At 70.7% G+C, this 26626-nt stretch carries 28 protein-coding genes and 1 tRNA gene; 24 read left to right on the forward strand and 5 right to left on the reverse strand.

Going from position 1 to position 26626, the window contains the following annotated elements; all coding sequences use genetic code 11:
* Window positions 1-10: 10 nt before the first annotated feature.
* The 13 genes from RGE_RS05040 to tatC all read left to right on the forward strand — a co-directional run bounded on the left by RGE_RS05040 (window position 11) and on the right by tatC (window position 7387).
* Window positions 11-892, forward strand: a complete 882-nt coding sequence (locus RGE_RS05040; RefSeq protein ID WP_014427242.1) for a DMT family transporter — start codon at window positions 11-13, stop codon at window positions 890-892.
* On the forward strand, window positions 889-1584 hold the full coding sequence (locus RGE_RS05045; protein ID WP_014427243.1) for a pyrimidine 5'-nucleotidase: 696 nt from the start codon (window positions 889-891) through the stop codon (window positions 1582-1584). The genes RGE_RS05040 and RGE_RS05045 overlap by 4 nt, the downstream gene beginning before the upstream one ends.
* 70 nt (window positions 1585-1654) lie before the next feature.
* Window positions 1655-2326, forward strand: coding sequence for a nucleoid occlusion factor SlmA (gene slmA / locus RGE_RS05050; RefSeq protein WP_014427244.1), 672 nt, complete (start codon window positions 1655-1657; stop codon window positions 2324-2326).
* 7 nt (window positions 2327-2333) lie between these two features.
* Complete coding sequence (pdeM, locus tag RGE_RS05055) at window positions 2334-2990, forward strand: ligase-associated DNA damage response endonuclease PdeM (RefSeq protein WP_014427245.1); 657 nt, start codon at window positions 2334-2336, stop codon at window positions 2988-2990.
* The gene (locus tag RGE_RS05060; protein WP_014427246.1) at window positions 2987-3865 is read left to right on the forward strand and encodes an ATP-binding protein; all 879 of its coding nucleotides are present in this window, start codon (window positions 2987-2989) and stop codon (window positions 3863-3865) included. Before pdeM ends, RGE_RS05060 begins: the two co-directional genes overlap by 4 nt.
* Window positions 3858-4295, forward strand: coding sequence for an NUDIX domain-containing protein (locus RGE_RS05065; RefSeq protein ID WP_014427247.1), 438 nt, complete (start codon window positions 3858-3860; stop codon window positions 4293-4295). Before RGE_RS05060 ends, RGE_RS05065 begins: the two co-directional genes overlap by 8 nt.
* Window positions 4296-4304: 9 nt before the next feature.
* Complete coding sequence (gene hisI, locus RGE_RS05070; protein WP_014427248.1) at window positions 4305-4694, forward strand: phosphoribosyl-AMP cyclohydrolase; 390 nt, start codon at window positions 4305-4307, stop codon at window positions 4692-4694.
* Window positions 4695-4708: 14 nt separating this feature from the next.
* Complete coding sequence (locus RGE_RS05075; protein ID WP_043784725.1) at window positions 4709-5065, forward strand: phosphoribosyl-ATP diphosphatase; 357 nt, start codon at window positions 4709-4711, stop codon at window positions 5063-5065.
* 2 nt (window positions 5066-5067) lie between these two features.
* Window positions 5068-5442: a DUF4870 family protein gene (locus tag RGE_RS05080; RefSeq protein WP_014427250.1), complete on the forward strand. Its 375-nt coding sequence runs from the start codon at window positions 5068-5070 to the stop codon at window positions 5440-5442.
* Window positions 5439-5786, forward strand: a complete 348-nt coding sequence (locus RGE_RS05085) for a histidine triad nucleotide-binding protein (RefSeq protein WP_014427251.1) — start codon at window positions 5439-5441, stop codon at window positions 5784-5786. Before RGE_RS05080 ends, RGE_RS05085 begins: the two co-directional genes overlap by 4 nt.
* 68 nt (window positions 5787-5854) lie before the next feature.
* Window positions 5855-6091 carry a Sec-independent protein translocase subunit TatA gene (tatA, locus tag RGE_RS05090; RefSeq protein ID WP_014427252.1) on the forward strand — a complete coding sequence of 79 codons (237 nt, stop codon included), beginning with the start codon at window positions 5855-5857 and terminating at the stop codon, window positions 6089-6091.
* A 4-nt stretch (window positions 6092-6095) separates the two neighbouring features.
* On the forward strand, window positions 6096-6593 hold the full coding sequence (gene tatB, locus RGE_RS05095; protein WP_014427253.1) for a Sec-independent protein translocase protein TatB: 498 nt from the start codon (window positions 6096-6098) through the stop codon (window positions 6591-6593).
* Window positions 6590-7387 carry a twin-arginine translocase subunit TatC gene (tatC, locus tag RGE_RS05100; RefSeq protein ID WP_014427254.1) on the forward strand — a complete coding sequence of 266 codons (798 nt, stop codon included), beginning with the start codon at window positions 6590-6592 and terminating at the stop codon, window positions 7385-7387. The genes tatB and tatC overlap by 4 nt, the downstream gene beginning before the upstream one ends.
* Window positions 7388-7409: 22 nt before the next feature.
* Here tatC and RGE_RS05105 read toward each other — a convergent pair whose 3' ends face one another.
* Window positions 7410-8573, reverse strand: coding sequence for a S1C family serine protease (locus RGE_RS05105; RefSeq protein WP_014427255.1), 1164 nt, complete (start codon window positions 8571-8573; stop codon window positions 7410-7412).
* Between RGE_RS05105 and RGE_RS05110 the strand changes: the two genes are divergently transcribed.
* Complete coding sequence (locus RGE_RS05110) at window positions 8572-9345, forward strand: Nif3-like dinuclear metal center hexameric protein (RefSeq protein WP_070099444.1); 774 nt, start codon at window positions 8572-8574, stop codon at window positions 9343-9345. The two genes, RGE_RS05105 and RGE_RS05110, sit on opposite strands and share 2 nt — an antisense overlap.
* Entirely contained in the window at window positions 9342-10331 is a 990-nt protein-coding gene (gene pdxA / locus RGE_RS05115; RefSeq protein ID WP_014427257.1) for a 4-hydroxythreonine-4-phosphate dehydrogenase PdxA, read from the forward strand. The genes RGE_RS05110 and pdxA overlap by 4 nt, the downstream gene beginning before the upstream one ends.
* 1 nt (window position 10332) lies before the next feature.
* Here pdxA and RGE_RS05120 read toward each other — a convergent pair whose 3' ends face one another.
* Window positions 10333-12660: a DUF1631 family protein gene (locus RGE_RS05120; protein ID WP_014427258.1), complete on the reverse strand. Its 2328-nt coding sequence runs from the start codon at window positions 12658-12660 to the stop codon at window positions 10333-10335.
* A 51-nt stretch (window positions 12661-12711) separates the two neighbouring features.
* Window positions 12712-13134, reverse strand: coding sequence for a large conductance mechanosensitive channel protein MscL (gene mscL, locus RGE_RS05125; protein WP_014427259.1), 423 nt, complete (start codon window positions 13132-13134; stop codon window positions 12712-12714).
* Between the two features lie 193 nt (window positions 13135-13327).
* Between mscL and petA the strand changes: the two genes are divergently transcribed.
* From petA to RGE_RS05155, 6 genes are all read left to right on the forward strand, one after another.
* A complete protein-coding gene (gene petA, locus RGE_RS05130; RefSeq protein WP_014427260.1) occupies window positions 13328-13924 on the forward strand; it encodes a ubiquinol-cytochrome c reductase iron-sulfur subunit in 597 nt (198 codons plus the stop codon).
* A gap of 32 nt (window positions 13925-13956) precedes the next feature.
* Complete coding sequence (locus RGE_RS05135; protein ID WP_014427261.1) at window positions 13957-15357, forward strand: cytochrome b; 1401 nt, start codon at window positions 13957-13959, stop codon at window positions 15355-15357.
* Window positions 15358-15384: 27 nt separating this feature from the next.
* Complete coding sequence (locus tag RGE_RS05140) at window positions 15385-16155, forward strand: cytochrome c1 (RefSeq protein WP_014427262.1); 771 nt, start codon at window positions 15385-15387, stop codon at window positions 16153-16155.
* A gap of 127 nt (window positions 16156-16282) precedes the next feature.
* Window positions 16283-16894: a glutathione S-transferase N-terminal domain-containing protein gene (locus RGE_RS05145; RefSeq protein WP_014427263.1), complete on the forward strand. Its 612-nt coding sequence runs from the start codon at window positions 16283-16285 to the stop codon at window positions 16892-16894.
* A 19-nt stretch (window positions 16895-16913) separates the two neighbouring features.
* The gene (locus RGE_RS05150) at window positions 16914-17438 is read left to right on the forward strand and encodes a ClpXP protease specificity-enhancing factor (RefSeq protein ID WP_014427264.1); all 525 of its coding nucleotides are present in this window, start codon (window positions 16914-16916) and stop codon (window positions 17436-17438) included.
* Between the two features lie 24 nt (window positions 17439-17462).
* Window positions 17463-17538 (forward strand) — tRNA-Thr (locus RGE_RS05155).
* 21 nt (window positions 17539-17559) lie between these two features.
* On the opposite strand, the gene RGE_RS05160 is transcribed toward RGE_RS05155, so the two are convergent.
* Window positions 17560-17889 (reverse strand): hypothetical protein, encoded by a 330-nt coding sequence (locus RGE_RS05160; protein ID WP_014427265.1) that lies wholly within the window; start codon window positions 17887-17889, stop codon window positions 17560-17562.
* A gap of 193 nt (window positions 17890-18082) precedes the next feature.
* Between RGE_RS05160 and secA the strand changes: the two genes are divergently transcribed.
* Entirely contained in the window at window positions 18083-20827 is a 2745-nt protein-coding gene (gene secA, locus RGE_RS05165) for a preprotein translocase subunit SecA (protein WP_014427266.1), read from the forward strand.
* A 106-nt stretch (window positions 20828-20933) separates the two neighbouring features.
* On the opposite strand, the gene RGE_RS24895 is transcribed toward secA, so the two are convergent.
* A complete protein-coding gene (locus tag RGE_RS24895) occupies window positions 20934-23543 on the reverse strand; it encodes a S8 family serine peptidase (protein WP_014427267.1) in 2610 nt (869 codons plus the stop codon).
* Window positions 23544-23887: 344 nt separating this feature from the next.
* Between RGE_RS24895 and argJ the strand changes: the two genes are divergently transcribed.
* Window positions 23888-25117, forward strand: a complete 1230-nt coding sequence (argJ, locus tag RGE_RS05175; protein ID WP_014427269.1) for a bifunctional glutamate N-acetyltransferase/amino-acid acetyltransferase ArgJ — start codon at window positions 23888-23890, stop codon at window positions 25115-25117.
* A 201-nt stretch (window positions 25118-25318) separates the two neighbouring features.
* The gene (locus tag RGE_RS05180) at window positions 25319-26620 is read left to right on the forward strand and encodes an MFS transporter (RefSeq protein ID WP_014427270.1); all 1302 of its coding nucleotides are present in this window, start codon (window positions 25319-25321) and stop codon (window positions 26618-26620) included.
* Window positions 26621-26626: the final 6 nt, after the last annotated feature.

Here is a 26626-nt window from a genome sequence, read left to right on the forward strand (position 1 = left end):
TGCCCCCGCCATGGCCGCCGCCTGCGGCGCCGGCTTCCTGTGGGGCACCGGGGCGCTGGTCGTCAATCTGCTGATCGCGCGTTTCGGGCTCAGCCCGGAGAACGTTTCGTTCTGGCGCTTCGTCGTCGGCGCGGCGCTGCTGCTGGCGGTCTTCGGCCGGCCGGGGCTATGGCGGGCGATGCGGCCGCATCTGGGGCTGCTGGCGGCCGCCGGCGCCTGCATGGCGCTCTACGTCTCGTTCTGGTTCCTGGGCATCGCGCGCATCGGCGCGGCGGTGCCGACGCTGATCGCCTTGTGCCTGCCGCCGGTGCTGGTGACGCTGCTGGCGGCGGCGCGTGGGCGCGAGCGGCTGGACGCGCCGCTGGTCCTGGCGCTGGCCGCGGCGCTGGGCGGCACGGCGATGGTCGTCGCACGTCACGAAGGCGCAGGCGAGGTGTCGACCGCGACGCTCGCCGCCGGCGTCGGCTTCTCGGTCGCTTCGGCGCTGCTGTACGCCGGCTTCACGCTGGTCACCGGGCGGCTGTCGACGACGCTGGGCCCGGGCCAGGCGACGACCGGGCTGACCGTCGTCGCGGCGGCGGTGATGGGCCTGTCGGCGCTGTACACGCCGCTGGCCTGGCCGAACGAGCTGCCGCCCGAGGCCTGGCTGCTGTACCTGGGCCTGGTGACCGCGGCGATCGCGCTCTTGTGCTTCAACTGGGGTGCGCAGCGCCTGTCGCCGACGGCGCTGACGGTGGCCACGCTGGTCGAGCCGCTGACCGCGGTGCTGCTGGCCGCGCTGCTGCTCGGCCAGGACCTGTCGGCCACGCAATGGCTGGGTGCGGTGCTGATGATCGCCAGCATCGGCGCGCTGGGCCGGCGCGACGCGCGCCGCGCCGCCGGCGGCGCATGAGCCGCGCTGCGCCGCACGACCGGGTCTGGCTGTTCGACCTGGACAACACGCTGCACGACGCGTCGCACGCCGCGTTCGGCCAGCTGAACGTCGGCATGACCGACTACATCGAGCGCGAGCTGGGGCTCACCCGCGCCGAAGCTGACGCGCTGCGCCGGCGCTACTGGCTGCGCTACGGCGCCACGCTGCTCGGGCTGATGCGCCACCACGGCGTCGACGCCGCGCATTTCCTCGAGCAGACCCACGTGCTGCCCGGGCTGGAGGAGCGTGTGCGCGGCCACGCCCACGACTTCGCCGCGCTGGCGCGCCTGCCAGGGCGCAAGGTGCTGCTGACCAACGCCCCGGCGCTGTACACGCGGCGCGTGCTCGGCGTGCTGGGCATCACGCACTTGTTCGACCTCGTCATCCCGATCGAGGACATGCGCGTCTTCGGCCAGCTGAGGCCCAAGCCCGACACGCGCATGCTGCGCCGCGTCGCCGCGCGGCTGAAGGTGCCGCCCGAGCGCTGCATCCTCGTCGAGGACACGCTGGGCCACCTGAAGGCCGCACGCTCGGTGGGCATGGGCACGGTGTGGATGCAGCGCTTCGCACGCCGGGCGCGCGTCGCGATGCCGGTGGCCTCGCGGCTGACGCTGGCTCCCCCATACGTCGACCGGCGGATCTCGCGCCTCGCCACGCTGCTGCGGGGATAAGCCGGCCGGCCGTATGCCAGAATCCGAAAGCCCCCTCCCGACCGAACGACATCCGCCCTTCGCCGCCCGCATGGAAGACCAGAGCGCCCACGCCGACCCGGTGGCCCCGGCGGCGGTCTCCGAGCCGGCGACGCCGGCGGTCGCCACCGCCGCACCCGCGCGCAAACGCCCGCGTCCGGGCGAACGCCGCGTGCAGATCCTGCAGACGCTGGCGCGCATGCTCGAGCAGCCCGGTGCCGAACGCATCACGACGGCGGCGCTGGCCGCCAAGCTCGAGGTCAGCGAAGCGGCGCTGTACCGCCACTTCGCCAGCAAGGCGCAGATGTTCGAGGGGCTGATCGAGTTCATCGAGTCCAGCGTCTTCACGCTGGTCAACCAGATCGCCGAACGCGAGCCCTCGGGCGCGGCGCAGGCCCAGCGCATCGTCGCCGTGCTGCTGCAGTTCGGCGAGAAGAACCCGGGCATGACGCGGGTGATGGTCGGCGACGCGCTGGTCTTCGAGCACGAGCGCCTGGCCGCGCGCATGAACCAGTTCTTCGACCGCCTGGAGTCGCTGCTGCGCCAGAGCCTGCGCGCCGCAGCCGACGAACGCGGCTCGACGACGCCCACCGTCGACGCCAACGCGATCGCCTCGGCGCTGGTCGCGTTCGCGGTCGGCCGACTGCACCGCTACGCGCGCTCGGGCTTCCGCCGCTCGCCGACCGAGCTGCTCGAGCCGGCGCTGCAACGCCTCGTCGCCTGAGACGGCGGTGGTCCAGATCGAGGTCGCCGGGCAGGCGCTCGTCCTGCTGCCCGAACGTGCCGCCTTCCTGCCGGCCGAGAACGCGCTGCTCGTCGCCGACGCCCACCTGGGCAAGGCGCAGAGCTTTCGCAGCCTGGGCGTGCCGGTGCCCGCGGGCACCACGAGCCAGACGCTGGAGGCGCTGGACGCCGCGCTGGCGCGCACCGGCGCCGGCCAGGTGATCTTCCTCGGCGACCTGATCCACTCCTCGCGTTCGCGCACCCCGGGCACGGCCCAGGCCGTGGCGCGCTGGCGCGCACGCCACCCCGGCCTGGCGCTGACCCTGGTGCGCGGCAACCACGACCGCCACGCCGGCGACCCGCCGCCGGACTGGGGCATCGAGTGCGTCGACGGCCCGCTGCGTTTCGGCGCGCTGGCGCTGGCGCACGAGCCCGAGCCGATCGCGGGCGCCTACGTCATCGGCGGCCACCTGCACCCGGCGGCTTCGCTCGGCGGCCCGGCGCACGACCGGCTGCGGCTGCCGTGTTTCCACTTCGGTCCCGAGGTCGGGGTGCTGCCGGCTTTCGGCGCGTTCACCGGCTGCGCCAGCGTCGAGCGCCGTCCGGGCGACCGCACCTGGGTCGTCGTCGACGATTCGCTGCGCCCCCTACACTCGGTTCCATGATCCCGACGTCTTCCGTGGAGGCGCTGCTCGCACGCGCCGAATCGCTGCTCGCGCGGCTGGAGTCGGTGCTGCCGCACCCGCCGGCCGCGCCCGACTGGGCCGCCTCGCCCGCCTTCCGCTACCGCCGCCGCGGCAACGCCGGCGTTCTCGAACCCGTGCGCCACGTCGCGACGATCCGCCTCGCCGACCTCAAGGAGATCGACGGCCAGAAGGAACGCCTGGTGCGCAACACCGAGCAGTTCGTCGCCGGCCGCGGCGCCAACAACGTGCTGCTGACCGGCGCGCGCGGCACGGGGAAAAGCTCGCTGATCAAGTCCTGCCTGAACGAATACGCGCCGCGCGGGCTGCGGCTGATCGAGGTCGACAAGGCCGACCTCGTCGACCTGCCCGACATCGTCGACCTGGTCGCCGACCGGCCCGAGCGTTTCGTCGTCTTCTGCGACGACCTCAGCTTCGACGAGGGCGAGCCCGGCTACAAGGCGCTGAAGAGCATGCTCGACGGCTCGGTGGCGCAGACCGCCGACAACGTGCTGATCTACGCCACCAGCAACCGGCGCCACCTGCTGCCGGAGTACATGTGCGAGAACCTCAGCTACACCCACACCGACGACGGCGAGGTGCACCCGGGCGAGGTCGTCGAGGAGAAGATCTCGCTGTCCGAACGTTTCGGGCTGTGGATCAGCTTCTACCCCTTCAGCCAGGGCGAGTACCTGGCGATCGTCGCGCAGTGGCTGCGTGCGTTCGGCGTCGGCGAGGATGCCATCGCCGCGGCGCGCCAGGAGTCGCTGGTCTGGGCCCTGGAGCGCGGTTCGCGTTCGGGCCGTGTCGCGCAGCAGTTCGCTCGCGACTACGCCGGGAGGCTGGCCGATGTCTGAGGCGAGCGAGCGCACGCCGGTCGACGTCGCGGTCGGAGTGCTGGTGGCCCCGGATGGCCGCTTCCTGCTGACCAGCCGCCCCGAAGGCAAGGTCTACGCCGGCCACTGGGAGTTCCCGGGCGGCAAGCTGGAGGCCGGCGAGACCGTCGAAGAGGCGCTGCGGCGCGAGCTGCACGAGGAACTCGGCATCACGATCGGCCCGGCCGAGCCCTGGAAGATCGAGCTGATGGACTACCCGCACGCGCGTGTGCGGCTGCACTTCTGCAAGGTCTACGCTTGGCAAGGCGAGTTCGAGATGCGCGAGCGCCAGCAGATGGCCTGGCAGACGCTGCCCGTCGAGGTGGTGCCGGTGCTGCCCGGCACGGTGCCGGTGCTCGCCTGGTTCGCCGAGGAACGGGGTTTCACCGGCGCGACGCACACGGCTGCGTAAACTGCCCGCATGGACTGGCTCGACAGCGTGAAGTGGGGCGGCGACGGCCTGGTGCCGGCGATCGCCCAGGAAGCGACCACCGGCGACGTGCTGATGGTCGCGTGGATGAACCGCGAGGCCCTGGCCGAGACCGCGCGCCGCGGCGAGGCGGTCTACTGGAGCCGCTCGCGAAAGCGCCTGTGGCACAAGGGCGAGGAATCGGGCCACGTGCAGACCGTGCACGAGCTGCGCCTGGACTGCGATGCCGACGTGATCCTGATGAAAGTCACGCAAACCGGGCACGAACCGGGCATCGCCTGCCACACCGGTCGGCACAGCTGCTTCTTCCGGCGTTACGAGAACGGGGCCTGGCAGACGGTGGAGCCGGTGCTGAAGGACCCCGAGAGCATCTACAAATGAACGAACCCCTGAGCATGCCGGTCGCCGGCGACGACACGCTGGCGCGGCTGGCCGACGTCATCGACTCGCGCCACGGCGGCGACCCGGACAAGAGCTACGTCGCGCGCCTGTTCCACAAGGGCACCGACGCGATCCTGAAGAAGGTCGGCGAGGAAGCCACCGAGGTCGTCATGGCGGCCAAGGACGGCGTGCCCGAGCGCCTGGTCGGCGAAGTCGCCGACCTGTGGTTCCACAGCCTGGTCGCGCTGTCGCACTTCGGGCTGCGGCCCGAGCAGGTGCTGGCGGAACTGCGGCGCCGCGAAGGACTCTCCGGATTGGAGGAGTTCGCGCTGCGCAAGCTGCGCCAGCGCGAGAACTCCGAAGGAGGATGACGATGGACGAGGTGGTGGCCAACGCCGAGCGCGAGGCGTCGCTGAAGACGCTGGGGCATATCAGCTACCTGCTGCACGCGATCGTCGCGGTCGGCGCGGTGGTGCCGGGCATCCAGGCCAGCGTCGGGCTGCTGCTCATCGCGTTCATCATCGACCTCGTCAAACGCGGCGACGCGCTGGGCTCCTGGCAGGAGTCGCATTTCCGCTGGCGCATCCGCAGCGTGATCTTCGCCGGGCTGGCCTACCTGCTGACCGCGCCGCTCTGGGTGCTGGTGCTGCCGGGCTGGGTCGCCTGGACGCTGATCTCGATCTGGTTCCTCTACCGCATCTTCCGCGGCTGGAGCGCGCTCATTTCCAACCAGGCCCTTCCGGCATGAAGCACGACCCGAACTGCCTCTTCTGCAAGATCGCCGCCGGCCAGATTCCGGCGAAGAAGGTCTACGAAGACGAGGAACTGCTCGTCTTCCACGACATTAACCCCTGGGCGCCGGTGCACGTGCTGGTGATCCCGAAGCAGCACGTCGCGACGCTGGCCGACACCGGCCCGGAGCACGAGGCGCTGCTGGGCCGCATGCTGGCGCTGGCGCCCAGGCTGATGCGCGACCTGGGCGTGACGAACGGCTTCCGGGTCGTCGTCAACAACGGGCCCGACGGCGGGCAGGAGGTCTATCACCTGCACATGCACGTGATGGGCGGCCCGCGTCCCTGGGCCAAGGGCTGACCTCACCCGTTCCAGGGTGCCCGGCAGGCTCGCCATAGAATCGAAGGTTCCTCCAAAGGAGTTAAGACATGGGTTCCATCAGCATCTGGCACTGGCTCATCGTGCTGCTGGTCGTGGTGTTGATCTTCGGCACGAAGAAGCTGAAGAACATCGGCGGCGACCTCGGTGAAGCGGTGAAGAGCTTCAAGGACGGCGTCAAGGGCGCCGGCGACGTGGCCGACGAGAAGCAGGCCCCGCCGCAGCAGGTGACCGCGCAGCGCAACGACGCCAACACCGTGGACGTCGAAGCCAAGACCAAGCACTGATCCCGTGCTCGACTTCGGTTTCGACAAGATCGCGCTGATCGGCGCGGTCGCGCTGATCGTCATCGGGCCGGAAAAGCTGCCCAAGGTGGCGCGCACGCTCGGACATCTGTTCGGCAAGGCGCAGCGTTACGTCGCCGACGTCAAGGCCGAGGTCAACCGCTCGATCGAGCTCGACGAGCTCCGCAAGATGAAAGACCAGTTCCACGACGCCGCGCGCGACGTCAGCCAGACGGTGCAGCGCGAGGTGCAGGCGGCGGGCACGGCGGTCGAGTCGCAGTGGCGCGACGCGGCCGACGCCTATGCCGGCGGCACGCCCGCGGACTCGTCGCAGGCGCTGTCGACGCCGGTGCCCGCCTACCGGCCGCCGAAGAAGAACTGGCGCCTGAAGCGCGGCGCGACGCCGCTCTGGTACAAGCAGCGCCACGGCGTGCGCACCCGCGCGCAGTCGGGCGCGGCGCGCGTCGCGCGCTTCCGTCCGCCCGGCATCGGGCCGCGTCGATGAGCGCCCCGGACCCGAAGGACGACGAACTCGCCGGCACCGAAGCCCCGTTCGTCTCCCACCTGATCGAACTGCGCGACCGGCTGATCCGGGCGCTGATCGCCGTCGGCATCGCCTTCGCCGTGCTCGTGTTCTGGCCCGGGCCGTCGGGCATGTACGACCTGCTGGCCGCGCCGCTGGTCGCGCACCTGCCCAAGGGCGCAACGCTGATCGCCACCAACGTCATCTCGCCGATCCTGGTGCCGCTGAAGATCACGCTGATGGCGTCGCTGATGCTCGCGCTGCCGGTCGTGCTCTACCAGGTCTGGGCCTTCGTCGCGCCGGGGCTGTATTCGCACGAGAAGAAGCTGGTGCTGCCGCTGGTCATCAGCAGCACGGTGCTGTTCGTCGTCGGCGTCGCGTTCTGCTACTTCATCGTCATCCCCGGGATGTCGAAGTTCATCCAGGCCTTCGCGCCGACGACGATCACCGCCGCGCCGGACATCGAGCAGTACTTCGGCTTCGTGCTGACGCTGTTCCTGGTCTTCGGCGTCGCCTTCGAGGTGCCGGTGGCCGTCGTCGTGCTGGCGCGCGTCGGCATCGTGTCGATCGAGCAGCTGCGCAAGGCGCGCGGCTACTTCATCGTCGGCGCTTTCATCGTCGCCGCGGTCGTGACGCCGCCGGACGTGATCTCCCAGCTCGCGCTGGCGATCCCGATGATCCTGCTCTACGAGGCCGGCATCGTCGCCGCCCAGCTCTTCATCAAGCACACGCAGGCGCCGCAGGACGCCGCCGAAGAGAGCAAGAAGGCCGGCTGAGCGCGCCCGGCGCGGGCCGCGTTCAGCGCGGCGTGCGCCGCATCGCGGCCGGACGTTCGCCGATCACCAGGCGCACGTCGAGCGCGCGTTCGCCGCGCTGCACGCCGATCACCGCTTCCGAGCGCGGCTTGAGCGCCGCGACCGCCGACATCAGCTCGGTGGTGTTGCCCACCTCGGCGTCGCCGATGCGCACGACGACGTCGCCCGGCTTCAGCCCGCCGCGGCTGGCCGGGCCGTCCTGCAGCACGCCGGTGATCAGCACGCCGCTGACCACCCGCAGGCCCAGGCTCTGCGCGATCTCGGGCGTCAGGTCGCGCGGCTCGACGCCGATCCAGCCGCGCGTCACGCGGCCCTCGCGCACGATGGCCTCCATCACCTGGCGCGCGGTGTCGACGGGGATCGCGAAGCCGATGCCCATGCTGCCGCCGCTGCGCGAGAAGATCGCGGTGTTGATGCCGACCAGGTTGCCCGCGACGTCGACCAGCGCGCCGCCGGAGTTGCCGGGGTTGATCGCGGCGTCGGTCTGGATGAAGTTTTCGAAGGTCGACAGGCCGAGCTGGTTGCGGCCCAGCGCGCTGACGATGCCGGCGGTGACGGTCTGGCCGACGTTGAACGGGTTGCCGATGGCCAGCACGACGTCGCCGACCTGCAGCGAGGGCGCGTCGCCGAAGGCGACGATCGGCAGCTTGTCGAGGTCGATCTTCAGCACCGCGAGGTCGGTCTCGGGGTCGGCGCCGATGACGCGCGCGCGCACCTGGCGGCCGTCAGCGAGCTGGACCTCGATCTCGTCGGCGCCTTCGATGACGTGGTTGTTCGTCAGCAGGTAGCCCTCGGGCGAGACGATGACGCCCGAACCCAGGCCGGTCTGCGCCCGCTGGCGCGCGGCCTCGTCGCCGAAGAAGAAGCGGAAACGCGGGTCGTCGGCGTGCGGGTTGCCTCGCGCCATCTTCGTCGCCACGATGCTGACCACCGCCGGCGTCGCCCGGCGCGCCGCGGCGCTGTAGCCGCCGGCGTGCACGCCGCCCGGGGCCGAGGCGGCCGGGGCGCTGGCCTGGACGATCGTCGGCCCGGGCAGCACCGGGGCACTGCGCGGCAGCCACTCGGGCTTGAGCGTTTCGACGACGAAGAGCCCGCCCAGCGCGACGGTGACCGCCTGCGAGAATACGAGCCAGGTTCTGCGCAACATGGAAGAGAAGGAGGCGGCGCCGGTGGCCGAGCTGAAAGAGATCGACGCCTTTCTCAAGGGGCTGCTGAAGCCCGAGGCGTTCCGGGATTATGGGCCGAACGGCCTGCAGGTCGAGGGCCGCCCCGAGGTGCGCCGCATCGTCTCGGGCGTCAGCGCCAGCCGCGAGTTCATCGACGCCGGCATCGCCGCCGGCGCCGACCTGCTGTTCGTGCACCACGGCCTGTTCTGGCGCGGCCAGGACGGGCGCCTGACCGGCTGGCTGGGCGAGCGAGTGCGCCGGCTGATGAAGCACGACCTCAGCCTCGTCGCCTACCACCTGCCGCTGGACGCGCATGCCGAGTTCGGCAACAACGCCCAGCTGGGCTTGCGCCTCGGCCTCGTGGCCGACGCACGTTTCGGCGAGCAGGACATCGGCTTCATCGGCCCGGCAGCCGGCATCGCCGACGCCGCGGCGCTGGCGGCACGCGTCGAGCAGGCGCTGGCGCGCACGCCGCTGCTGCTGCCCGGCGACGGCCGGCCGCTGCAGCGCATCGCCTGGTGCACCGGCGGCGGCCAGGGCTACTTCGAGGCCGCGATCGCCGCCGGCGCCGACGCCTTCCTGACCGGCGAGGTCTCCGAGCCGCAGGCGCACCTGGCGCACGAGACCGGCGTCGCCTTCCTGGCCTGCGGCCACCACGCGACCGAACGCTACGGCGCGCCCGCGGCGGCGGCGGCGGTGGCGGCGCATTTCGGCCTGGAGCACCGCTTCATCGAGATCGTCAACCCGGTATGAGCGCGCCGCTGCTGATCACGATGGGCGACGCCGCCGGCGTCGGCCCGGAGATCATCGCCGCCGCCTTCCGCCAGGGCGAGGCCGAAGGCTGCGTCGTCGTCGGCGACCCGGCGGTGCTGCGCCGCGCCGGTGCCGGCATCGTCGCGGTGATCGACTCGCCGGCCGACCTGGCCGCGGTGCCGCCCGGTTGCGTGCCGGTGCTGGTGCCACCCGGCCTGCCCGAGGGCCTGGCGGCGCTGCCCTGGGGGCGCATCGACGCGCGTGCCGGCGCCGCGGCCGCGGCCTGCATCGAGGAAGCCGTGCGCCGCGTGCGCGCCGGCGAGGGCGGGGCGGTCGTCACCGCGCCGATCCACAAGGAGGCGCTGGCGGCCGCCGGCGTGCATTTCCCCGGCCACACCGAGATGCTGCAGGCGCTGGCCGCCGACGGCGGCGAGCCGCCGCCGGTGCGCATGATGCTGGCCAACGACGAGCTGCGCGTCGTGCTGGTGACGATCCACGTCGCGCTGCGCCAGGCGATCGAGCAGGTGAGCTACGACGCCGTGCTGCAGACGCTGCGCATCGCCCACGCCGCGGCGGCCGCCTGGGGCCAGGCGCGGCCGCGCATCGCGGTGGCCGGGCTGAACCCGCACGCCGGCGAAGGCGGGCTCTTCGGCCGCGAGGAGATCGAGATCATCGCCCCGGCCATCGAGGCGGCGCGCGTCGAAGGCGTGGACGCCAGCGGCCCGTTCCCGCCGGACACGGTGTTCATGCGCGCCCGCCGCGGTGCCTTCGACCTCGTCGTCGCGATGACGCACGACCACGGCCTGATCCCGGTGAAGTACCTGGGTGTGGAGCAGGGCGTCAACGTCACGCTGGGCCTGCCTTTCGTGCGCACCAGCCCCGACCACGGCACCGCGTTCGACATCGCGGGGCAGGGCCGGGCCGATCCTTCCAGCCTGGTGGCGGCGATCCGCTGGGCGCGCGCCGCGCTGGCCGCGCGGGCCTGATTCAGGCCCCGGCGCTGCCCATCGCGGCGAGCTGGCGCCGCGCGCGTGCCGTCGCGCGTTCGAGCAGGTAGGCGTTCTCGTAGGCGCGCAGGCGCCCGGTCTCGCACAGCCGCACGAGCATGCGCTGGGTCAGCGAGACCGTCTCCTTGTGGCGCGTGCCGTGGTGGAAGACGAAGAACGTGCGCCCGGCGCTGACGTGCACCAGCCGCACCTTCTGCCAGGCCTCGCCGATGTGCATGCGGTAGGCGAAGCCGACCTGCACGTGTTCGGCCAGCGCCCGGCCTTCGGTCGGCTCCACCGGCTCGGACGGCGTCGGCAGGCCGCCGATCGCGGTGTCGGCCGTGGTCACCGGCGCGTCCTCGCCGATGACGATGTCGATCTGGCCGTTCCAGTCGATCTGGCTTTCGTCGACGAGGCCGACACGCGCGGCTTCCTCGGCGCTGAAGCTGGGCTCGGCGATGACCTCGTCGAGCACCGGCAGGTTGGCCGGCGCGGCCCGCAGCGCCTCGCGCGAGGGCAGCGGGCGCTGCAGCGCGCCGTCGACTTCGCGCGCCAGCAGGTTGATGTCCAGCGGCCGCACCGGCTGCGCCTTCAGCGACTCGGCGTGCGCCGGCAGCAGCCGGCCGAAGAACTCGCGCCGCGAGGCCTCGGGCCAGCCGATCAGGTCCAGGCCTTCGCCCAGGTCCTTCATCAGCTTGGGCAGCTCGGCGAGAAAACTCTTGCGCTGCGCCGACGAGGTCTTGGGCTGCACGCTCATGAAGAGCTCGCGGCCGACCTGGCGCAGGCGGCGCACCGACTCGGCCTCGGCGCCGTCGCGCTCGCTGGCGGCGACGACGGCCTGGCTCCAGACCTGGCTGATGAAGTCGCGCAGGAACTCCGGCGCCGACAGGCCCTTCAGCTCGCCGTGCAGCTGCTGCGCGTAGAGCTGGCGCAGGCGCAGCTCGTCTTCCTTGGCGGCCAGCAGTTCGGCGGCGTCGCCCTGCGCGCGCACCTCGTCGCGGCCCTGCTCGGCGACGAAGGCCTCGAGCGCCGCGAGCTTGCTCTGGTAGAGCTCGAGCTGGTCGAAGTCGCCCTGCACGACCTCGTCGACGAGTTCGCGGATGCGGCCCAGCACACGCTGCGCGCCGGCGTCGCCGATGTCGTCGAAGCCCGCGCCCAGCGAGGCGATGCGGTTGACGAAGCGGCGCACCGGGTGGCGGCGCGACGAGAAGAAGCTGGGGTCGCCGAGCGCCGCACGCAGCACCGGCAGCTGCAGCCGCGCGATCTCGCGTGCGATCTGCGGCGGCACCTTCGGGTCCGACAGGATCTGGTCGAACAGGCTGCCGATGACGTCGATGACCATCAGGTCGAGCGAGCCGCCGGCGGCCTGGCGCAGCTCGTCGCGATGGGCGTGGATCAGGTTGGGCAGCGCCGGCCCGCCGGCCAGGCCGGCGTCGGCGGCATCGGCCATCGCCGCGGCTTCGGCGAAGGCGATGCGGCGCATCAAGGCCATCATCGCCGGGTCGACGTCGCCCAGCGGCGTGCCGCGGCCGGCGGCGTGGCCGGAGCGTGTGCTCGGGCCGAAGCTGCTGCCGCTGCGGCGGCTGCCCCAGCGGCTGTCGACCTCGGGGCCGAGCGCCGCGCGCTCGGATTCGGCGGCGCGTTCGGAGGCGCCGAAGCCGGTGCTCGGCGCGCCGCTGCGCGACTCGGTGTTGCGCACGGTCAGCCCGGCCGGCTGCACGCCGGCGCGGCGCAGGTCGGCGACGATCTCGGCATAGGTGCTGCGCAGCAGCGTGCCCAGCGAACGCGCCATCTCCCGGGCCAGCGCGTCGCGCACCTCGGGGCGGTCGGAGACGGTCTCCACCGCCTGGTACATCGCGTGGCCGACGACTTCGGGGCGCAGCGGGTTGCGCTCGCGCTCGCCGCCGGCGCTGCCCAGCAGCGCGCCGACGTAGGCGCCTAGTTCGCGCAGCTCCCATTCGCAGGCGTGCGCGGCTTCCAGGCCGAAACGTTCGGCGGCGACCTCGATCTCGAGTTCGCGGTCCTCGACGAGGCGCAGCGACTCCCAGCTCGGGCTCTGCGTGGAGTCCTCGCCGCTGCGCGGCGCGACCTCGCGCAGCACGCGGCGGTCGAACTCCTCGTTGAAGGCCAGCGCGAAGACGGCCGACTTGCGGTTGAGCTCGAACTGCGCGCCGAGCAGGCCGTCGCGCTGGAACGCGTTGTTGGACGCGAGGGCGGCGAGGCCCAGGCTCTCGATCGTGCGTTCGGTGGCCTGACGCGCCGCCAGCTTGATGCGCTGGACGGCGGCCTCGAGGGCGGCGGGCAGGCGGTGGACGGGGTGCGGGTTCATTCGGGCGGCAGTCCCCCGAGTATGCGGCAACTGCCGCCGGCCGCCCCCGGTTTACTTGCGCGCCAGCGCGTCGCGGATCTCGCGCAGCAGCAGCACGTCCTCGGGTGTCGGCGCGGGCGCCGGCGGCGGGGGCGGCGGCGCGTTGCGCTTGATGCGGTTGATCTGCTTGACCATCACGAAGATGATGAAGGCCAGGATCACGAAGTTCACCGACACGGTGATGAAGCTGCCGTAGGCGAAGACCGCGCCGCCCTTCTTGGCCTCGGCCAGCGTCGTCGCCGTCTGGCCCGCCAGCGGGATGAAGTAGTTGCTGAAGTCCAGCCCGCCGACGACGCGACCGACCAGCGGCATGATGACGTCGCCGACGAGGGACTCGACGATCTTGCCGAAGGCGCCGCCGATGATCACGCCGACGGCGAGATCGACGACGTTGCCCTTGGTGGCGAACTCCTTGAATTCCGATGCGAAGCTCATCCGAGCCCCCTCCTGCTGGTCTTGAATCGGTGGATCGGCCCCGGTCGGCAAGTGGCCCGGAGCCTCGCGACGACGGTAGGACGAGGCATAGACCGCGTCAAGCACGCCAGTGAGCGGCGGATGCCCCTTCGGCGTCGGCTAGAATCACGGGTTGACCCGAATCTCCCCTCCCGAGCAACACCCGAGGACATCCATGAGTGACGCTGCCGTCGACCAAGGACGACGCACCTGGATCGCCATCACCTGCGGCGCTGGTGCCGTTGGTGGCGCGGCGGTCGCCGTTCCGTTCGTCAGCACTTTTGCGCCTTCCGAACGGGCCCGCGCCGCGGGCGCGCCGGTCGAAGTCGACATCAGCAAGCTGGCCCCCGGTGACCGCATGACCGTCGAATGGCGCGGCAAGCCGGTCTGGATCCTGCGCCGCACGCCGGAGCAGATCGACCAGCTGAAGACGCTCGACAGCCAGCTGGCCGACCCGAACTCCGAGCGCAAGGCTTACCCGATCCCGGATTACGCCAAGAACACGGGCCGCTCGATCAAGCCCGAGTACCTGGTCGTGATCGGCATCTGCACGCACCTGGGCTGCTCGCCCGGCGGCGTCGCCAAGGGCAGCGGCAACGCCAGCGTGCCCGCCGACTGGCCGGGCGGCTTCCTGTGCCCCTGCCACGGCTCGACCTTCGACCTGGCCGGCCGCGTCTTCAAGAACAAGCCCGCGCCGGACAACCTCGAAGTGCCGCCGCACATGTACCTGTCCGACACCGTTCTGCTGATCGGTGAGGACAAGAAGGCCTGACGCCGCAAACCACGAAGTCCGAGGTCAATTCGATGGCTGAATTCAAGCAAGCGCGGCCGGGTGCGCCGATGGCCGAGCAGTTCATGACATGGGTGGACAACCGGTTCCCGGCCACCAAGCTCTTCAAGGAGCACATGTCGGAGTACTACGCGCCGAAGAACTTCAACGTCTGGTACTTCTTCGGCTCGCTGGCGATGCTGGTCCTCGTGATCCAGATCGTCACCGGCATCTTCCTCGTGATGCACTACAAGCCTGACGCGGCGGTCGCCTTCGCGTCGGTCGAGTACATCATGCGCGACGTGCCCTGGGGCTGGCTGGTGCGCTACATGCACTCGACCGGCGCCTCGGCGTTCTTCATCGTCGTGTACCTGCACATGTTCCGCGGGATGATCTACGGCAGCTACCGCAAGCCGCGCGAGCTGGTGTGGATCTTCGGCTGCGCGATCTTCCTCGCGCTGATGGCCGAAGCCTTCATGGGCTACCTGCTGCCGTGGGGCCAGATGAGCTACTGGGGCGCGCAGGTCATCATCAACCTGTTCTCGGCGATCCCCTTCGTCGGCAACGACCTGTCGCTGCTGATCCGCGGCGACTTCGTCGTCGGCGACGCGACGCTCAACCGCTTCTTCAGCTTCCACGTCATCGCCGTGCCGCTGGTGCTGCTGGGCCTGGTCGTCGCGCACATCATCGCGCTGCACGAAGTGGGTTCGAACAACCCCGACGGCATCGAGATCAAGGCGCTGAAGGACGACAAGGGCATCCCGCTGGACGGCATCCCCTTCCATCCGTACTACACGGTGCACGACATCTACGGCGTGGCGATCTTCCTGATCCTCTACAGCGCCGTGCTGTTCTTCGCGCCCGAAGGCGGCGGCTACTTCCTGGAGTTCAACAACTTCATCCCGGCCGACCCGCTGAAGACCCCGGCGCACATCGCCCCGGTGTGGTACTTCACGCCGTTCTATTCGATGCTGCGCGCGGTGACCGACGACATGGTCACGGTGCTCGTCGTGCTGATCGCGATCGCCGGCGTGCTGGGCTTCGTCAAGGGCGGCTTCAAGGGCATCTGGAAGTTCGCCCCGCTGGTCGGCGCGATCGTGCTGGTGGCGCTGCTGAAGACCTTCGACGCCAAGTTCTGGGGCGTCGTCGTGATGGGCGTCGCGGTGCTGATCCTCTTCTTCCTGCCCTGGCTGGACCGCAGCCCGGTGAAGTCGATCCGCTACCGTCCGGCGTGGCACAAGGCCGTCTACGCGGTGTTCGTCGTCAACTTCCTCGTCCTCGGCTACTACGGCATCCAGCCGCCGTCGGCCGCCGGCTCGATCATCTCGATGGTCGGCACGCTGTTCTACATGGGCTTCTTCCTGCTGATGCCCTGGTGGAGCCGCATCGGCGAGTTCAAGCCGGTGCCTGAGCGCGTGACCTTCCGCGCCCACTGAGCCGACGAGAGCGGAGTCCTAGACACCATGAAGAAACTGATCCTCTCCCTGCTCGCCAGCCTGGCGCTCCTCGGTGCGGCTCACGCCAACACCGGCGGGCCGGCCTGGGACAAGTTCCCCAGCGAACGCCTGAACGACCAGGCGGCGCTGCAGCGCGGTGCGCAGACCTTCGTCAACTACTGCCTGAACTGCCATTCGGCGTCGTACGTGCGGTACAACCGCCTGCGCGACATCGGCCTGACCGAGCAGCAGATCCGCGACAACCTGATCCTCACCGGCGTGAAGGTCGGTGAGCTGATGAACAGCGCCATCGATCCGCGCGACGCCAAGGAATGGTTCGGCGCCACGCCGCCGGACCTGTCGCTGGTGGCGCGTTCGCGTGCCGACGGCTCCAAGGGCAGCGGCGCCGACTACCTCTACACCTACCTGCGTGGCTTCTACCGCGACGACAGCCGTCCCACCGGCTGGAACAACCTCGTCTTCCCGGCCGTCGGCATGCCGCACGCGCTGTGGGAACTGCAGGGCACGCAGCGTGCGGTGTTCGAGGAAGAGAAGGACGCGCACGATCCGGCCAAGGTCACGCACGTGTTCAAGGGCTTCGAGCTCGAGACCCCGGGCAAGATGAACAAGGCCGAGTACGACGCCACCGTCGCCGACCTCGTCGCGTTCATGACCTGGATGTCCGAGCCGGTCCGCAGCACCCGCACCCAGTTGGGCATCGGCGTGCTGATCTTCCTGGCGATCTTCACCGTGATCGCCTGGCGCCTGAACGCGGTGTATTGGAAGGACGTCAAGTAGACGTCCGCCACGCCCGGCGGTCGGCCGGGCCATGGAGCGCAGTGGCAGCCTTCGGGCGACCACTGCGTTTGCTTCTTTTGACGCGGGGCCCGTCTGGCCCCCAACTGACGATTGAGGGCCCCACGCCATGATGGTGCTTTACTCCGGAACGACCTGCCCCTACTCGCACCGCTGCCGCTTCGTGCTGTTCGAGAAGGGCATGGACTTCGAGATCCGCGACGTCGACCTCTTCGCCAAGCCCGAAGACATCGCGATGATGAATCCGTACAACGAGGTGCCGATCCTCGTCGAACGCGATCTCATCCTCTACGAGTCGCACATCATCAACGAGTACATCGACGAGCGCTTCCCGCATCCGCAGCTGATGCCGGGCGACCCGGTGGCGCGTGCGCGCGTGCGGCTGTTCCTCTTCAACTTCGAGAAGGAACTGTTCGCCCACGTGAACCTGCTCGAAGGCCGCGGCATCAAGGCGACCGACAAGCAGCTCGAGAAGGCGCGTTCGCAGATCCGCGACCGCCTGACGCAGCTCGCGCCGATCTTCGTCAAGAACAAGTACATGCTCGGTGACGACTTCTCGATGCTCGACGTCGCGATCGCCCCGCTGCTGTGGCGCCTGGACTACTACGGTATCGACCTGTCGAAGAACGCCGTGCCGCTGCTGAAGTACGCCGAGCGCATCTTCTCGCGTCCGGCCTACATCGAGGCGCTGACGCCGTCCGAGAAGGTGATGCGCAAGTAAGCCGGCAGGGCCTCGACCGATGAGCGCGACCAGCGACAACCAGGGTTCCTCGACGCGCCCGTACCTGCTGCGGGCGCTGCACGACTGGTGCACCGACAACGGCTTCACGCCGTACATCGCCGTCTACGTCGACGCGAGCGTGCAGGTGCCGATGGAGTACGTGAAGAACCACGAGATCGTGCTCAACGTCGGCTTCGAGGCCACGTCCGGGCTCAAGCTCGGCAACGAGTTCATCGAGTTCAAGGCCCGCTTCGGCGGCGTGCCGCGCGACATCGTCGTGCCGGTCGACCACGTCGTCGCGATCTACGCCCGCGAGAACGGCCAGGGCATGGCCTTCCCGGCGCCGGCCGAAGCGGCGCCCGCCGCACCGCCGGTGTCTCCGGCCGCCGAGGCGCGGGCGCCGACGCCGCTGCGCTCCGGGCTGCGCCTGGCCTCCGAGGCTCCCGAGCCGCCGGAGGCAGACGCCGAGACCCCGCCTCCGTCCGACGAGCCGCCCGAGCCCGCCGGGCCCGGCGGCCGCCCGTCGCTCAAGCGGATCAAGTAGGCGCTCCTACAATCCGCAGCTCGCGCCGGCTTAGCTCAGTTGGTAGAGCACCCGCCTTGTAAGCGGAAGGTCGTCAGTTCGACTCTGACAGCCGGCACCAGCCCCCTGGCGCGGCCGTGGCTCAGCGCCGCAGGCCGGGCTCGGGCGGCAGCACCCGCACCTTGATCGCCACCGGCGCCCAGCCGGCGTTGCGCAGCCGCGTGTCCAGCCGCGGCAGCAGCTGGCGCAGCTTGGCCGCCGCTGCGCCGTGCGCGGCCAGCAGCGTCCAGCCTTCCTCATCGAGCGGCCCGGGCCGCACCGCGGTGCGCAGGCCGCCGGCCAGCAGCGGCGCGATCGCGTCGTAGCGCGCGCGCGACTCGCGCGCCCGCTGCAGCAGCCCCGCCAGCGGCGCGTGGCCGCTCAGCGCGTCGCTGAACGAGAGCGTGCCGGCGAGAGGGGAGCGGGGGGCCATCACGACAGTCTAGCCCTATGGCCGCGCGAGCGCGGGGGCGCCGATGTCGCGCCATGACCGGGTGCTAAACTCGTCGGCTTCGTGTCCGTGCGCCAGCGCGACGCCCGAGCGCCCCGAGCGAATCGCCCGATCCCTCTCGGCCCTTCGGCATCGCGGGGTGCCGGCACCGCATCACATCTCGAGCGCGGACTTCATGTTTCCCAAGATCCTGACCCAGATTTTCGGCAGCCGCAACGAACGCCTGCTGAAGGGCTACCGGCGCACGGTCGACAAGATCAACGCGCTGGAGTCGCAGCTGCAGAAGCTCGACGACGCCGCGCTGCGTGCCAAGACCGACGAGTTCCGCCAGCGCCTGGCCCAGGGCACCTCGCTCGACGACCTGCTGCCCGAGGCTTTCGCCGTCGTGCGCGAGGCCGGCAAGCGCGTGCTGAAGATGCGCCACTTCGACGTCCAGCTGATCGGCGGCATGGCGCTGCACGAAGGCAAGATCGCCGAAATGCGCACCGGCGAAGGCAAGACGCTGGTCGCCACGCTGCCGGTGTACCTGAACGCGCTGCCGGGCAAGGGCGTGCACGTGGTCACCGTCAACGACTATCTCGCGCGCCGCGACGCCGAATGGATGGGCCGGCTCTACGGCTTCCTGGGGCTGACCGTCGGCGTCAACGTGCCGGGCCTGTCGCGCGAGGAGAAGCAGGCCGCCTTCGCCGCCGACGTCACCTACGGCACGAACAACGAGTTCGGCTTCGACTACCTGCGCGACAACATGGTCTACGACGTGCGCGAGCGCGTCGCGCGCGGCCTGAACTACGCCATCGTCGACGAGGTGGACTCGATCCTCATCGACGAGGCGCGCACGCCGCTGATCATCAGCGGCCAGGCCGAGGACCACACCGAGCTGTACGTCAGTGTCGACGCGGTGATCCCGAAGCTGAAGAAGCAGATCGGCGAAGCCGATCCGCGCACCGGCGAAGGCGTCATCGAGCCGGGCGACTTCACCGTCGACGAGAAGGCGCACCAGGTCTTCCTGACCGAAGCCGGCCACGAGAAGGCCGAGCAGATCCTCGCCGAGGCCGGCCTGCTGGCCCCGGGCGCGAGCCTGTACGACCCGGCCAACATCGCGCTGATGCACCACGTCTACGCGGCGCTGCGGGCCCACCAGCTCTACAACCGCGACCAGCACTACGTCGTGCAGAACGGCGAAGTGGTCATCGTCGACGAGTTCACCGGCCGTCTGATGACGGGCCGGCGCTGGAGCGACGGCCTGCACCAGGCCGTGGAAGCCAAGGAAGGCGTCCGGATCCAGAGCGAGAACCAGACGATGGCCTCGGTCACCTTCCAGAACTACTTCCGCATGTACGGCAAGCTGTCGGGCATGACGGGCACGGCCGACACCGAGGCCTACGAGTTCCAGGAGATCTACGGCCTCGAGACGGTGGTCATTCCGCCGAACAAGCCGACCGTCCGCCAGGACGAGAACGACCTGATCTACAAGACGGCCAAGGAGAAGTACGACGCCGTCATCGCCGACATCCGCGACTGCTACGAGCGCGGCCAGCCGGTGCTGGTCGGCACGACCTCGATCGAGAACTCGGAGCTGATCTCCGAGCTGCTGAAGAAGGCCGATCTGCCGCACCAGGTGCTCAACGCCAAGCAGCACGCCAAGGAAGCCGAGATCGTCGCCCAGGCCGGCCGGCCGAAGATGGTGACGATCGCGACCAACATGGCCGGCCGCGGCACCGACATCGTGCTCGGCGGCAACGTCGAGAAGCAGATCCAGTTCCTCGAAGCCGACCCGGCGCTGTCCGAGGACGAGAAGAAGGCCCGCGCCCAGCAGCTCACCGACGAGTGGCAGGGCCTGCACGAGAAGGTCAAGTCGCTGGGCGGGCTGCGCATCGTCGCCACCGAGCGCCACGAGAGCCGGCGCATCGACAACCAGCTGCGCGGCCGTTCGGGCCGCCAAGGCGACCCGGGTTCCAGCCGCTTCTACCTGAGCCTGGACGACCCGCTGATGCGCATCTTCGCCGGCGACCGCGTGCGCGCGGTGATGGACCGGCTGAAGATGCCCGAGGGTGAGGCCATCGAGGCCGGCATCGTCAACCGCTCGATCGAGAGCGCGCAGCGCAAGGTCGAGGCGCGCAACTTCGACATCCGCAAGCAGCTGCTCGAGTACGACGACGTCTCCAACGACCAGCGCAAGGTCATCTACCAGCAGCGCAACGAGATCCTCGAGTCCGAGTCGCTGGACCAGCAGATCTCGAACCTGCGCCGCGCGACGATGACCGAGGTCGTGCGCACCTACGTGCCCGCCGAGAGCCTGGAAGAGCAGTGGGACCTGGCCGCGCTCGAACGCGTGCTGACCGAGGAATGGCAGCTCGAGCTGCCGCTCAAGAGCATCGTCGAGGGCAGCGAGAGCATCACCGACGAGGAGATCGTCGACAAGGTCATCGCCGCCGCCGACGCGCAGTTCCAGGCCAAGATCGACCTGGTCGGCAGCGAACAGTTCACGCCCTTCATGCGCATGGTGCTGCTGCAGGCGATGGACTCGCACTGGCGTGATCACCTCGCGGCGCTGGACTACCTGCGCCAGGGCATCCACCTGCGCGGCTACGCCCAGAAGAACCCGAAGCAGGAATACAAGCGCGAGGCCTTCGAGCTCTTCAGCCAGCTGCTCGACGTCGTGAAGATGGAAGTCACGCGCGTGCTGATGACGGTGCGCATCCAGTCGCGCGACCAGGCCAGCGAAGCCGCCGAGGCGATCGAGGAGCAGGCCGGCCAGGTCAGCAACGTGACCTACACCCATCCCAACGAGGACGGCAGCGTCTCGCAGGAAGCCGATGCCGCCACGGCCGTGGCCGAGGTGCCGCGCGTCGGCCGCAACGATCCCTGCCCCTGCGGCAGCGGCAAGAAGTACAAGAGCTGCCACGGCAAGCTGGCCTGACGGCCGGCATCGCCGCGACGACGACGGGGCCCGCGGGCCCCGTTTCCATTTCCGGCGGACATGAAAAAGGGGCCCCGAGGGGCCCCTTCGTGCAGGCTCGCGCCGCTTATTGCGGGCGGGCGATCGTGATCACCGGCGAGGTCCAGGTCTCCCAGTCGGTCGCGATGCCCTCGTCGCCCAGCGCCTTGAGCACCGAGATCTTCACGACGTAGCGGCCGTTGGGCACCGTCTTCCAGGCCTTCGGGTTCTCGCCCTTGCCGCGGAAGGTCGTGCCGTCCCAGGAGTAGGTGAAGAAGCCGCCCGGCGTCGAGTTGCGGGTGACGTACTCCTCCATGCTCACGCGGTGCCAGGACTTGCCGGTGTCGGCCTCGAAGGCTTCCAGGATCACCTTGCGCGACAGGTGGTCGTAGTGCACGAGGAAGTACGGGATGTTCCCGTCGGCCATCGTGAACGTCGCACCCGAGGGCTGGTTGGTGTAGCTGCCGCCGGCCAGCGTCGCCAGCCACGGGAAGCCGTTGGCCGTCGGCGTCAGCACCACGGTCGACTGGTAGTCGCCCTTGAAGCCGGCGTAGGGCACGCGCAGCGGCGCGGTGCCGTTGGTCGGCGTCAGGACGATGTAGCCGCCGTAGAGGCTGCGGTCGGGCAGCGAGCTGTTGGCGGTGATCGTCGCCGAGAACTTGCCCGTGCCGCGGGCCGGCACCGTCAGCGTCGTCTGGCTGAAGCTCACCGTCGCCGGGCCGTCGAAGACACCGCTGACGTTGTACGAGCTGCCGGTCGTGGTGTTCGGGCCGGCGGCCAGCGACGCGACGTGGCTGATCGTGTAGGTGACCGGCGCGCCCGAGCGGTTGCTGACGGACAGCGTCTTCAGCGAACTGCCGGCGGCGCTCTCGCCCAGCGCAAGCTGGCTCGGCGAAACCGTCGCGGTGTTCTGGATCACGCCGATGATGTCCAGCATGCCCGAGCCCTGGCGGAACGAGAAGTCCAGCAGCCCCAGACCCGCGTTGCCCGACCAGTTCTTCGGGTCGGCCGTGTTGTAGATCCGGTCGGCCACCTGGCCCGGCTTGAGCTTGGGGTTGGACTCCAGGATCAGCGCGACGCCGCCGGCGACGTGCGGCGCGGCCATCGAGGTGCCCGACAGCGTCGTCGTGCCGCCGAGTTCCAGCGGATAGGTCGACAGGATCGCGCCACCCGGCGCGCCGACGTTCGGCTTGAAGCCGAGCTCGGCGTCCAGGCCGTAGGAGCTGAAGCCCGAGATCAGGCCGCCCGTGCCGTAGGGATAGCTGACGTAGGTGCCGGACCAGTTCAGCGTCGTCGTGCCCGCGGCGATCGCGGCGTCGAGCTTGGCGCCCTGGTCGGCGGTGATCGCGACCACCGGGATCGTGATCGCCGGCGTGCCGGCCACCGTCGGCGACAGCGCGCCGGCCTGGTTGTTGTAGAGCACGACGGCCGCCGCGCCGGCGTTCTGCGCGTTGAGGGCCTTCTGGTAGAACGAGCAGGTGCCGCGACGGATCAGCACCGCCTTGCCGGTCAGGCTGCCGGCCGCCGGCGCCACGCAGGCGTCGTCGGCGGTGGTGGTGGTGCCGGTCTTGGCCATCGTCAGCGAGCCGCTGGTCGGCGCCACCGGCGAACCGCTGGCCGGCGTGAAGCCAAACGGCGTGCCGCCGACGGTGAACGACAATTGGGCGTTGTCGTAGGAGGCGACGCTGATCGCCTTGTCGGCCACGCCCGGCGCGCCGGTGGCGAACAGCGCGTCCGGCGACGAGCCGCCGGGGCCGTTGTTGCCGGCCGAGGCGACGACGATGACGCCCTTGGCGACGAGCTTGTTGGAGGCCTTGGCGGTCGGGTACTCGGGCCACTGGCGCGCCGCGCCCAGGCTCATGTTGATGACCTGCATGCCGTCCTCGTAGGCGCGCTCCAGCGCCGCGAGGATGATGTCCGACGAGGTCGTGCCGGTGCAGCCGAAGACGCGGTAGGCGCCAAGCGAGGCCTTGGGCGCGACGCCGAGAACGCCGCCGCCGTTGGCGCCGACGATGCCGGCGACGTGGGTGCCGTGGCCGGCGCAGTCGTCGGGCACGTCGTCGGGCACCGGGGTCAGCGCGTCGCCGCTGCCGCTGCTGTCGTAGGCGTCGCCGACGAAGTCGTAGCCGGCGATGACGCGCGCGGTCGGGAAGGAGGTCGAGCCGTTCGTGCCCTTGCCGCCGAAGGCCGGGTGGTCGATGTCGATGCCGGTGTCGATGATGCCGACCTTGACGCCGGCGCCACTCAGGCCGAGCTGCTGCTGGGCCACCGAGGCCCCGGTCATCGTGATCGCGGCCACCAGGTCGGGCGAGGCTTCGCCGTTCTTCACCGGTTCGGGCGCAGCGACGTTGAGCACCGGGTAGATCGCCTTCACGCCGGGCAGCATGGCCAGCTTGGCGCGATCGCGCTGGTCGACCTTGACGACGAAGCCGTTGAACAGCTTGTCGAAGCTGCGGCGCTCGGTCACGCGCAGCTTGGCGTTCTTGATCGCGGTGCGCAGCGACGCTTTTTCGGTACGCACCGAGGCCAGGGTGTTGCCGTCGGCGACGGGCTTGCCGTCGAGTTCGACGAACCAGAGCGTGCCGGACTCGGCGGCGGAGACCGGGACCGAGCTTTGCGCGGCCAGTGCCGGTGCTCCTGCGAGCGCGGCTGCCGCGGCGATCGCGGTCAGCATCGGCACGAGGTTGTGCTTTCTCATGAGGTCGTTCACTCCTGTGCGGGCGCCGTCCTGCGGCGCCTCTGTGGCGGCCATGGGAGATGCGAGCGAGAGCTGCGGCGCGGGGGGCCGCGCGGCAGCTTTCGGAGGCGTTTCAGGGGGCAGGCTGCCGGTCCGTCCCCCCGAGGTGCGAACGATTATGGGTAGCCCCTCAGGGCCCGGGCAGGGGGCTGGACGCCCGCGTGCAAGCCGCATCCCGCGACTGCGGGGGCGGGTTCCACCGGGGTTCCCCGAGCCGGCGCAGCGGCGCACCGCGCGGGGGCAGGGTCGCACCGGATGCGCTCCTAGAATCGGCGCTCCATCCGCCTCACCGTTGCGCCGCCGCCATGCCCGTGAACCTCGCCGCCCCTGTCCCCGAGTCCCTGCTGCCGGTCGCCGGCGTGCGCCTGGGCGTCACGATGGCCGGCATCCGCAAGGCCGGCCGGCGCGACCTCGTCGTCTTCGAGCTGGCCGAAGGCTCGGCCGTCGCCGGCGTCTTCACGCAGAACCGCTTCTGCGCCGCGCCGGTCCAGATCTGCCGCGAACACCTGGCCGCCGGCGAAGGCATCCGCGCGATAGTCGTCAACACCGGCAATGCCAACGCCGGCACCGGCGCCGACGGCCTGGCGCGGGCCCGCCGCAGCTGCGACGCGCTGGCCGCGGTGGCCGGCGTCGCGCCGCGCCAGGTGCTGCCGTTCTCGACCGGCGTCATCATGGAGACGCTGCCGGTCGAACGCATCGAGGCCGGCCTGCCGGCCGCCTGGGCCGCGCTGCGCGCCGACGGCTGGGCCGAGGCCGCCGAAGGCATCATGACCACCGATACCCTGCCCAAGGCGGCGTCGCGCCAGCTGCAGATCGGCGGCCGCACGGTCACCGTCACCGGCATTGCCAAGGGCGCCGGCATGATCCGCCCGAACATGGCGACGATGCTGGGCTTCGTCGCCACCGACGCCGCAGTCGATGCGGCGCTGCTGCAGCCGCTGCTGCGCGAGGCCGCCGACCTGAGCTTCAACCGCATCACGATCGACGGCGACACGTCCACGAACGACTCCTTCGTGCTGATGGCCACCGGCCAGGCCGGCCACGCGCCGATCACGACGCTCGACTCGGCCGAAGGCCGCGCGCTGCGCGAGGCGGTCGTCGCGGTGTCGCAGCATCTGGCGCAGGCCATCGTGCGCGACGGCGAGGGCGCGACCAAGTTCATCACCGTCACCGTGCAGGGCGGGCGCGACGAGGCCGAGTGCCGTGCCGCGGCCTATGCGGTGGCGCATTCGCCGCTGGTCAAGACGGCGTTCTTCGCCAGCGACCCCAACCTCGGCCGCATCCTGGCGGCCGTCGGCTACGCCGGCATCGGCGACCTCGACCAGGGCCTGATCGACCTCTTCCTCGACGACGTGCACGTCGTGCGCGAAGGCGGCCGCCACCCCGGGTACCGCGAGGAAGACGGCCAGCGCGTGATGAAGCAGGCCGAGATCACCGTGCGCGTCGACCTGCACCGCGGCGCCGCGGCGGCGACGGTCTGGACCTGCGACTTGTCGCACGACTACGTCAGCATCAACGCCGACTACCGCTCCTGATCCCTTCTCCTGCGGTCGTGCCGCCGGTCCAGGGCTGCTAGGATCGCTGCCCCTTCCCCCCGATGGCCGGCCGGCGTCCACCGCCCGAGCGGCCATCGACAGGCCGGCGCGCCGCGTGCCGGCCGCGGGCCGCCGATCGTGTCGTCTTGGCGTCGCCCGTGATCCGCGGCTTGACCGCGCCGACGACCGGAGACCTGCACGATGACCCGCGCGCTGCTCGCCCGCCTGCGCGCCGCCCTGACGCTGCCGCCGGGCGACCTGCTTCGAAACGCCACCTACCGCCGCCTGTGGAGCTCGATCCTGATCAGCTCGCTGGGCGGCCAGGTGACGATGCTCGCGCTGCCGCTGACCGCAGCCGTGCTGCTGCATGCCACGCCGACCCAGATGGGCCTGCTGACGGCGATGGAGATCGCGCCCTTCGTGCTGTTCTCGCTGCCGGCCGGCGTCTGGCTGGACCGCGTGCGCAAGCTGCCGGTCTACATCGCCGGCGAACTGCTGATCGGCGTCGCGGTCGGCAGCGTGCCGCTGGCCTGGGCGATGGGCTGGCTGGCGATGCCCTGGCTGTACGCCGTCGGCTTCTTCATCGGCTGCGTCTTCACGGTGGCCGGCACGGCCTCGCAGATCGTGCTGACCCAGGTCGTCGAACGCGACCGGCTGGTCGAGGCGCACGCCAAGAACGCGCTCGCGACCTCGGGCTCGGACGTCGCCGGGCCGGGTTTCGCCGGCCTCTTGATCAAGCTCTTCGGCGCGCCGCTGGCGCTGCTGGTCGACGCCGTGCTGGTCGTCGTCTCGGCGGCCATCCTGCGCGGCATCCACGTCGACGAGCGCCGCACGCCGCGGCCGGACGCGCGTTTCGGCCGCGAGCTCGCCGAAGGCCTGCGTTTCGTCGCCGAGCACAAGCTGCTGGTCGCGCTGGCGGTGGCCGTCGGCACCTGGCAGCTGTGCCAGAACGCGGCGCAGGTGGTGCAGATCCTGTTCGCGACGCGCACGCTGGGCCTGTCCGAACACGCCGTCGGCCTGTGCTACATCGGGCTGGGCGCCGGCACGGTGACGGCCAGCGTCTGGGGCAACCGCATCAGCCGGCGCATCGGCCCGGGGCCCAGCATGGTGCTGGGCTTTCTGGTCTGCGGCAGCGGTTGGCTGCTGCTCGCGGTTGCACCGGTCGGCCCCTGGGGCGTCGCCGCCTTCGCCGCGACGCTGGCGCTCTACGGCGCCGGCGCGGTGCTGGCCTTCATCAACTTCCTGGCGCTGCGCCAGGCGGTGACGCCGGAGCCGATGCTCGGCCGCATGACGAGCACGATGCGCTGGCTGATCCTGCTGCCGGCCGGCCCGGGTGCGCTGATCGGCGGCTGGCTCGGCGAGCACCACGGCCTGCGCTCGGCGCTGGCCTTTGCCGGCGGCGTCTCGATGCTGCTCGTCGTCGCCGCCTGGTGGCACCCGGTGATCCGCGGCGTGCGCTCGCTGCCGAGCACGGCCAAGCCGGTGACGGCCGGCGGCGCCTGAGCCGCG

It is taken from the genome of Rubrivivax gelatinosus IL144, assembly GCF_000284255.1.
Lineage (GTDB): Bacteria > Pseudomonadota > Gammaproteobacteria > Burkholderiales > Burkholderiaceae_C > Rubrivivax > Rubrivivax gelatinosus_A.

What these genes read in the sequence shown, in the direction of transcription:
- RGE_RS05160 (WP_014427265.1), bottom strand. Translation starts at nt 17,889, where the DNA reads ATGGCCCCCCGCTCCCCTCTCGCCGGCACGCTCTCGTTCAGCGACGCG.
- RGE_RS05045 (WP_014427243.1), top strand. Translation starts at nt 889, where the DNA reads ATGAGCCGCGCTGCGCCGCACGACCGGGTCTGGCTGTTCGACCTGGAC.
- RGE_RS05120 (WP_014427258.1), bottom strand. Translation starts at nt 12,660, where the DNA reads ATGAACCCGCACCCCGTCCACCGCCTGCCCGCCGCCCTCGAGGCCGCC.
- RGE_RS05075 (WP_043784725.1), top strand. Translation starts at nt 4,709, where the DNA reads ATGCCGGTCGCCGGCGACGACACGCTGGCGCGGCTGGCCGACGTCATC.
- tatA (WP_014427252.1), top strand. Translation starts at nt 5,855, where the DNA reads ATGGGTTCCATCAGCATCTGGCACTGGCTCATCGTGCTGCTGGTCGTG.
- mscL (WP_014427259.1), bottom strand. Translation starts at nt 13,134, where the DNA reads ATGAGCTTCGCATCGGAATTCAAGGAGTTCGCCACCAAGGGCAACGTC.
- RGE_RS05180 (WP_014427270.1), top strand. Translation starts at nt 25,319, where the DNA reads ATGACCCGCGCGCTGCTCGCCCGCCTGCGCGCCGCCCTGACGCTGCCG.
- RGE_RS05060 (WP_014427246.1), top strand. Translation starts at nt 2,987, where the DNA reads ATGATCCCGACGTCTTCCGTGGAGGCGCTGCTCGCACGCGCCGAATCG.
- argJ (WP_014427269.1), top strand. Translation starts at nt 23,888, where the DNA reads ATGCCCGTGAACCTCGCCGCCCCTGTCCCCGAGTCCCTGCTGCCGGTC.
- slmA (WP_014427244.1), top strand. Translation starts at nt 1,655, where the DNA reads ATGGAAGACCAGAGCGCCCACGCCGACCCGGTGGCCCCGGCGGCGGTC.
- petA (WP_014427260.1), top strand. Translation starts at nt 13,328, where the DNA reads ATGAGTGACGCTGCCGTCGACCAAGGACGACGCACCTGGATCGCCATC.
- RGE_RS05110 (WP_070099444.1), top strand. Translation starts at nt 8,572, where the DNA reads ATGGAAGAGAAGGAGGCGGCGCCGGTGGCCGAGCTGAAAGAGATCGAC.
- RGE_RS05140 (WP_014427262.1), top strand. Translation starts at nt 15,385, where the DNA reads ATGAAGAAACTGATCCTCTCCCTGCTCGCCAGCCTGGCGCTCCTCGGT.
- RGE_RS05145 (WP_014427263.1), top strand. Translation starts at nt 16,283, where the DNA reads ATGATGGTGCTTTACTCCGGAACGACCTGCCCCTACTCGCACCGCTGC.
- RGE_RS05085 (WP_014427251.1), top strand. Translation starts at nt 5,439, where the DNA reads ATGAAGCACGACCCGAACTGCCTCTTCTGCAAGATCGCCGCCGGCCAG.
- RGE_RS05135 (WP_014427261.1), top strand. Translation starts at nt 13,957, where the DNA reads ATGGCTGAATTCAAGCAAGCGCGGCCGGGTGCGCCGATGGCCGAGCAG.
- RGE_RS24895 (WP_014427267.1), bottom strand. Translation starts at nt 23,543, where the DNA reads ATGAGAAAGCACAACCTCGTGCCGATGCTGACCGCGATCGCCGCGGCA.
- pdxA (WP_014427257.1), top strand. Translation starts at nt 9,342, where the DNA reads ATGAGCGCGCCGCTGCTGATCACGATGGGCGACGCCGCCGGCGTCGGC.
- hisI (WP_014427248.1), top strand. Translation starts at nt 4,305, where the DNA reads ATGGACTGGCTCGACAGCGTGAAGTGGGGCGGCGACGGCCTGGTGCCG.
- RGE_RS05080 (WP_014427250.1), top strand. Translation starts at nt 5,068, where the DNA reads ATGGACGAGGTGGTGGCCAACGCCGAGCGCGAGGCGTCGCTGAAGACG.
- RGE_RS05105 (WP_014427255.1), bottom strand. Translation starts at nt 8,573, where the DNA reads ATGTTGCGCAGAACCTGGCTCGTATTCTCGCAGGCGGTCACCGTCGCG.
- secA (WP_014427266.1), top strand. Translation starts at nt 18,083, where the DNA reads ATGTTTCCCAAGATCCTGACCCAGATTTTCGGCAGCCGCAACGAACGC.
- RGE_RS05040 (WP_014427242.1), top strand. Translation starts at nt 11, where the DNA reads ATGGCCGCCGCCTGCGGCGCCGGCTTCCTGTGGGGCACCGGGGCGCTG.
- tatC (WP_014427254.1), top strand. Translation starts at nt 6,590, where the DNA reads ATGAGCGCCCCGGACCCGAAGGACGACGAACTCGCCGGCACCGAAGCC.
- RGE_RS05150 (WP_014427264.1), top strand. Translation starts at nt 16,914, where the DNA reads ATGAGCGCGACCAGCGACAACCAGGGTTCCTCGACGCGCCCGTACCTG.
- RGE_RS05065 (WP_014427247.1), top strand. Translation starts at nt 3,858, where the DNA reads ATGTCTGAGGCGAGCGAGCGCACGCCGGTCGACGTCGCGGTCGGAGTG.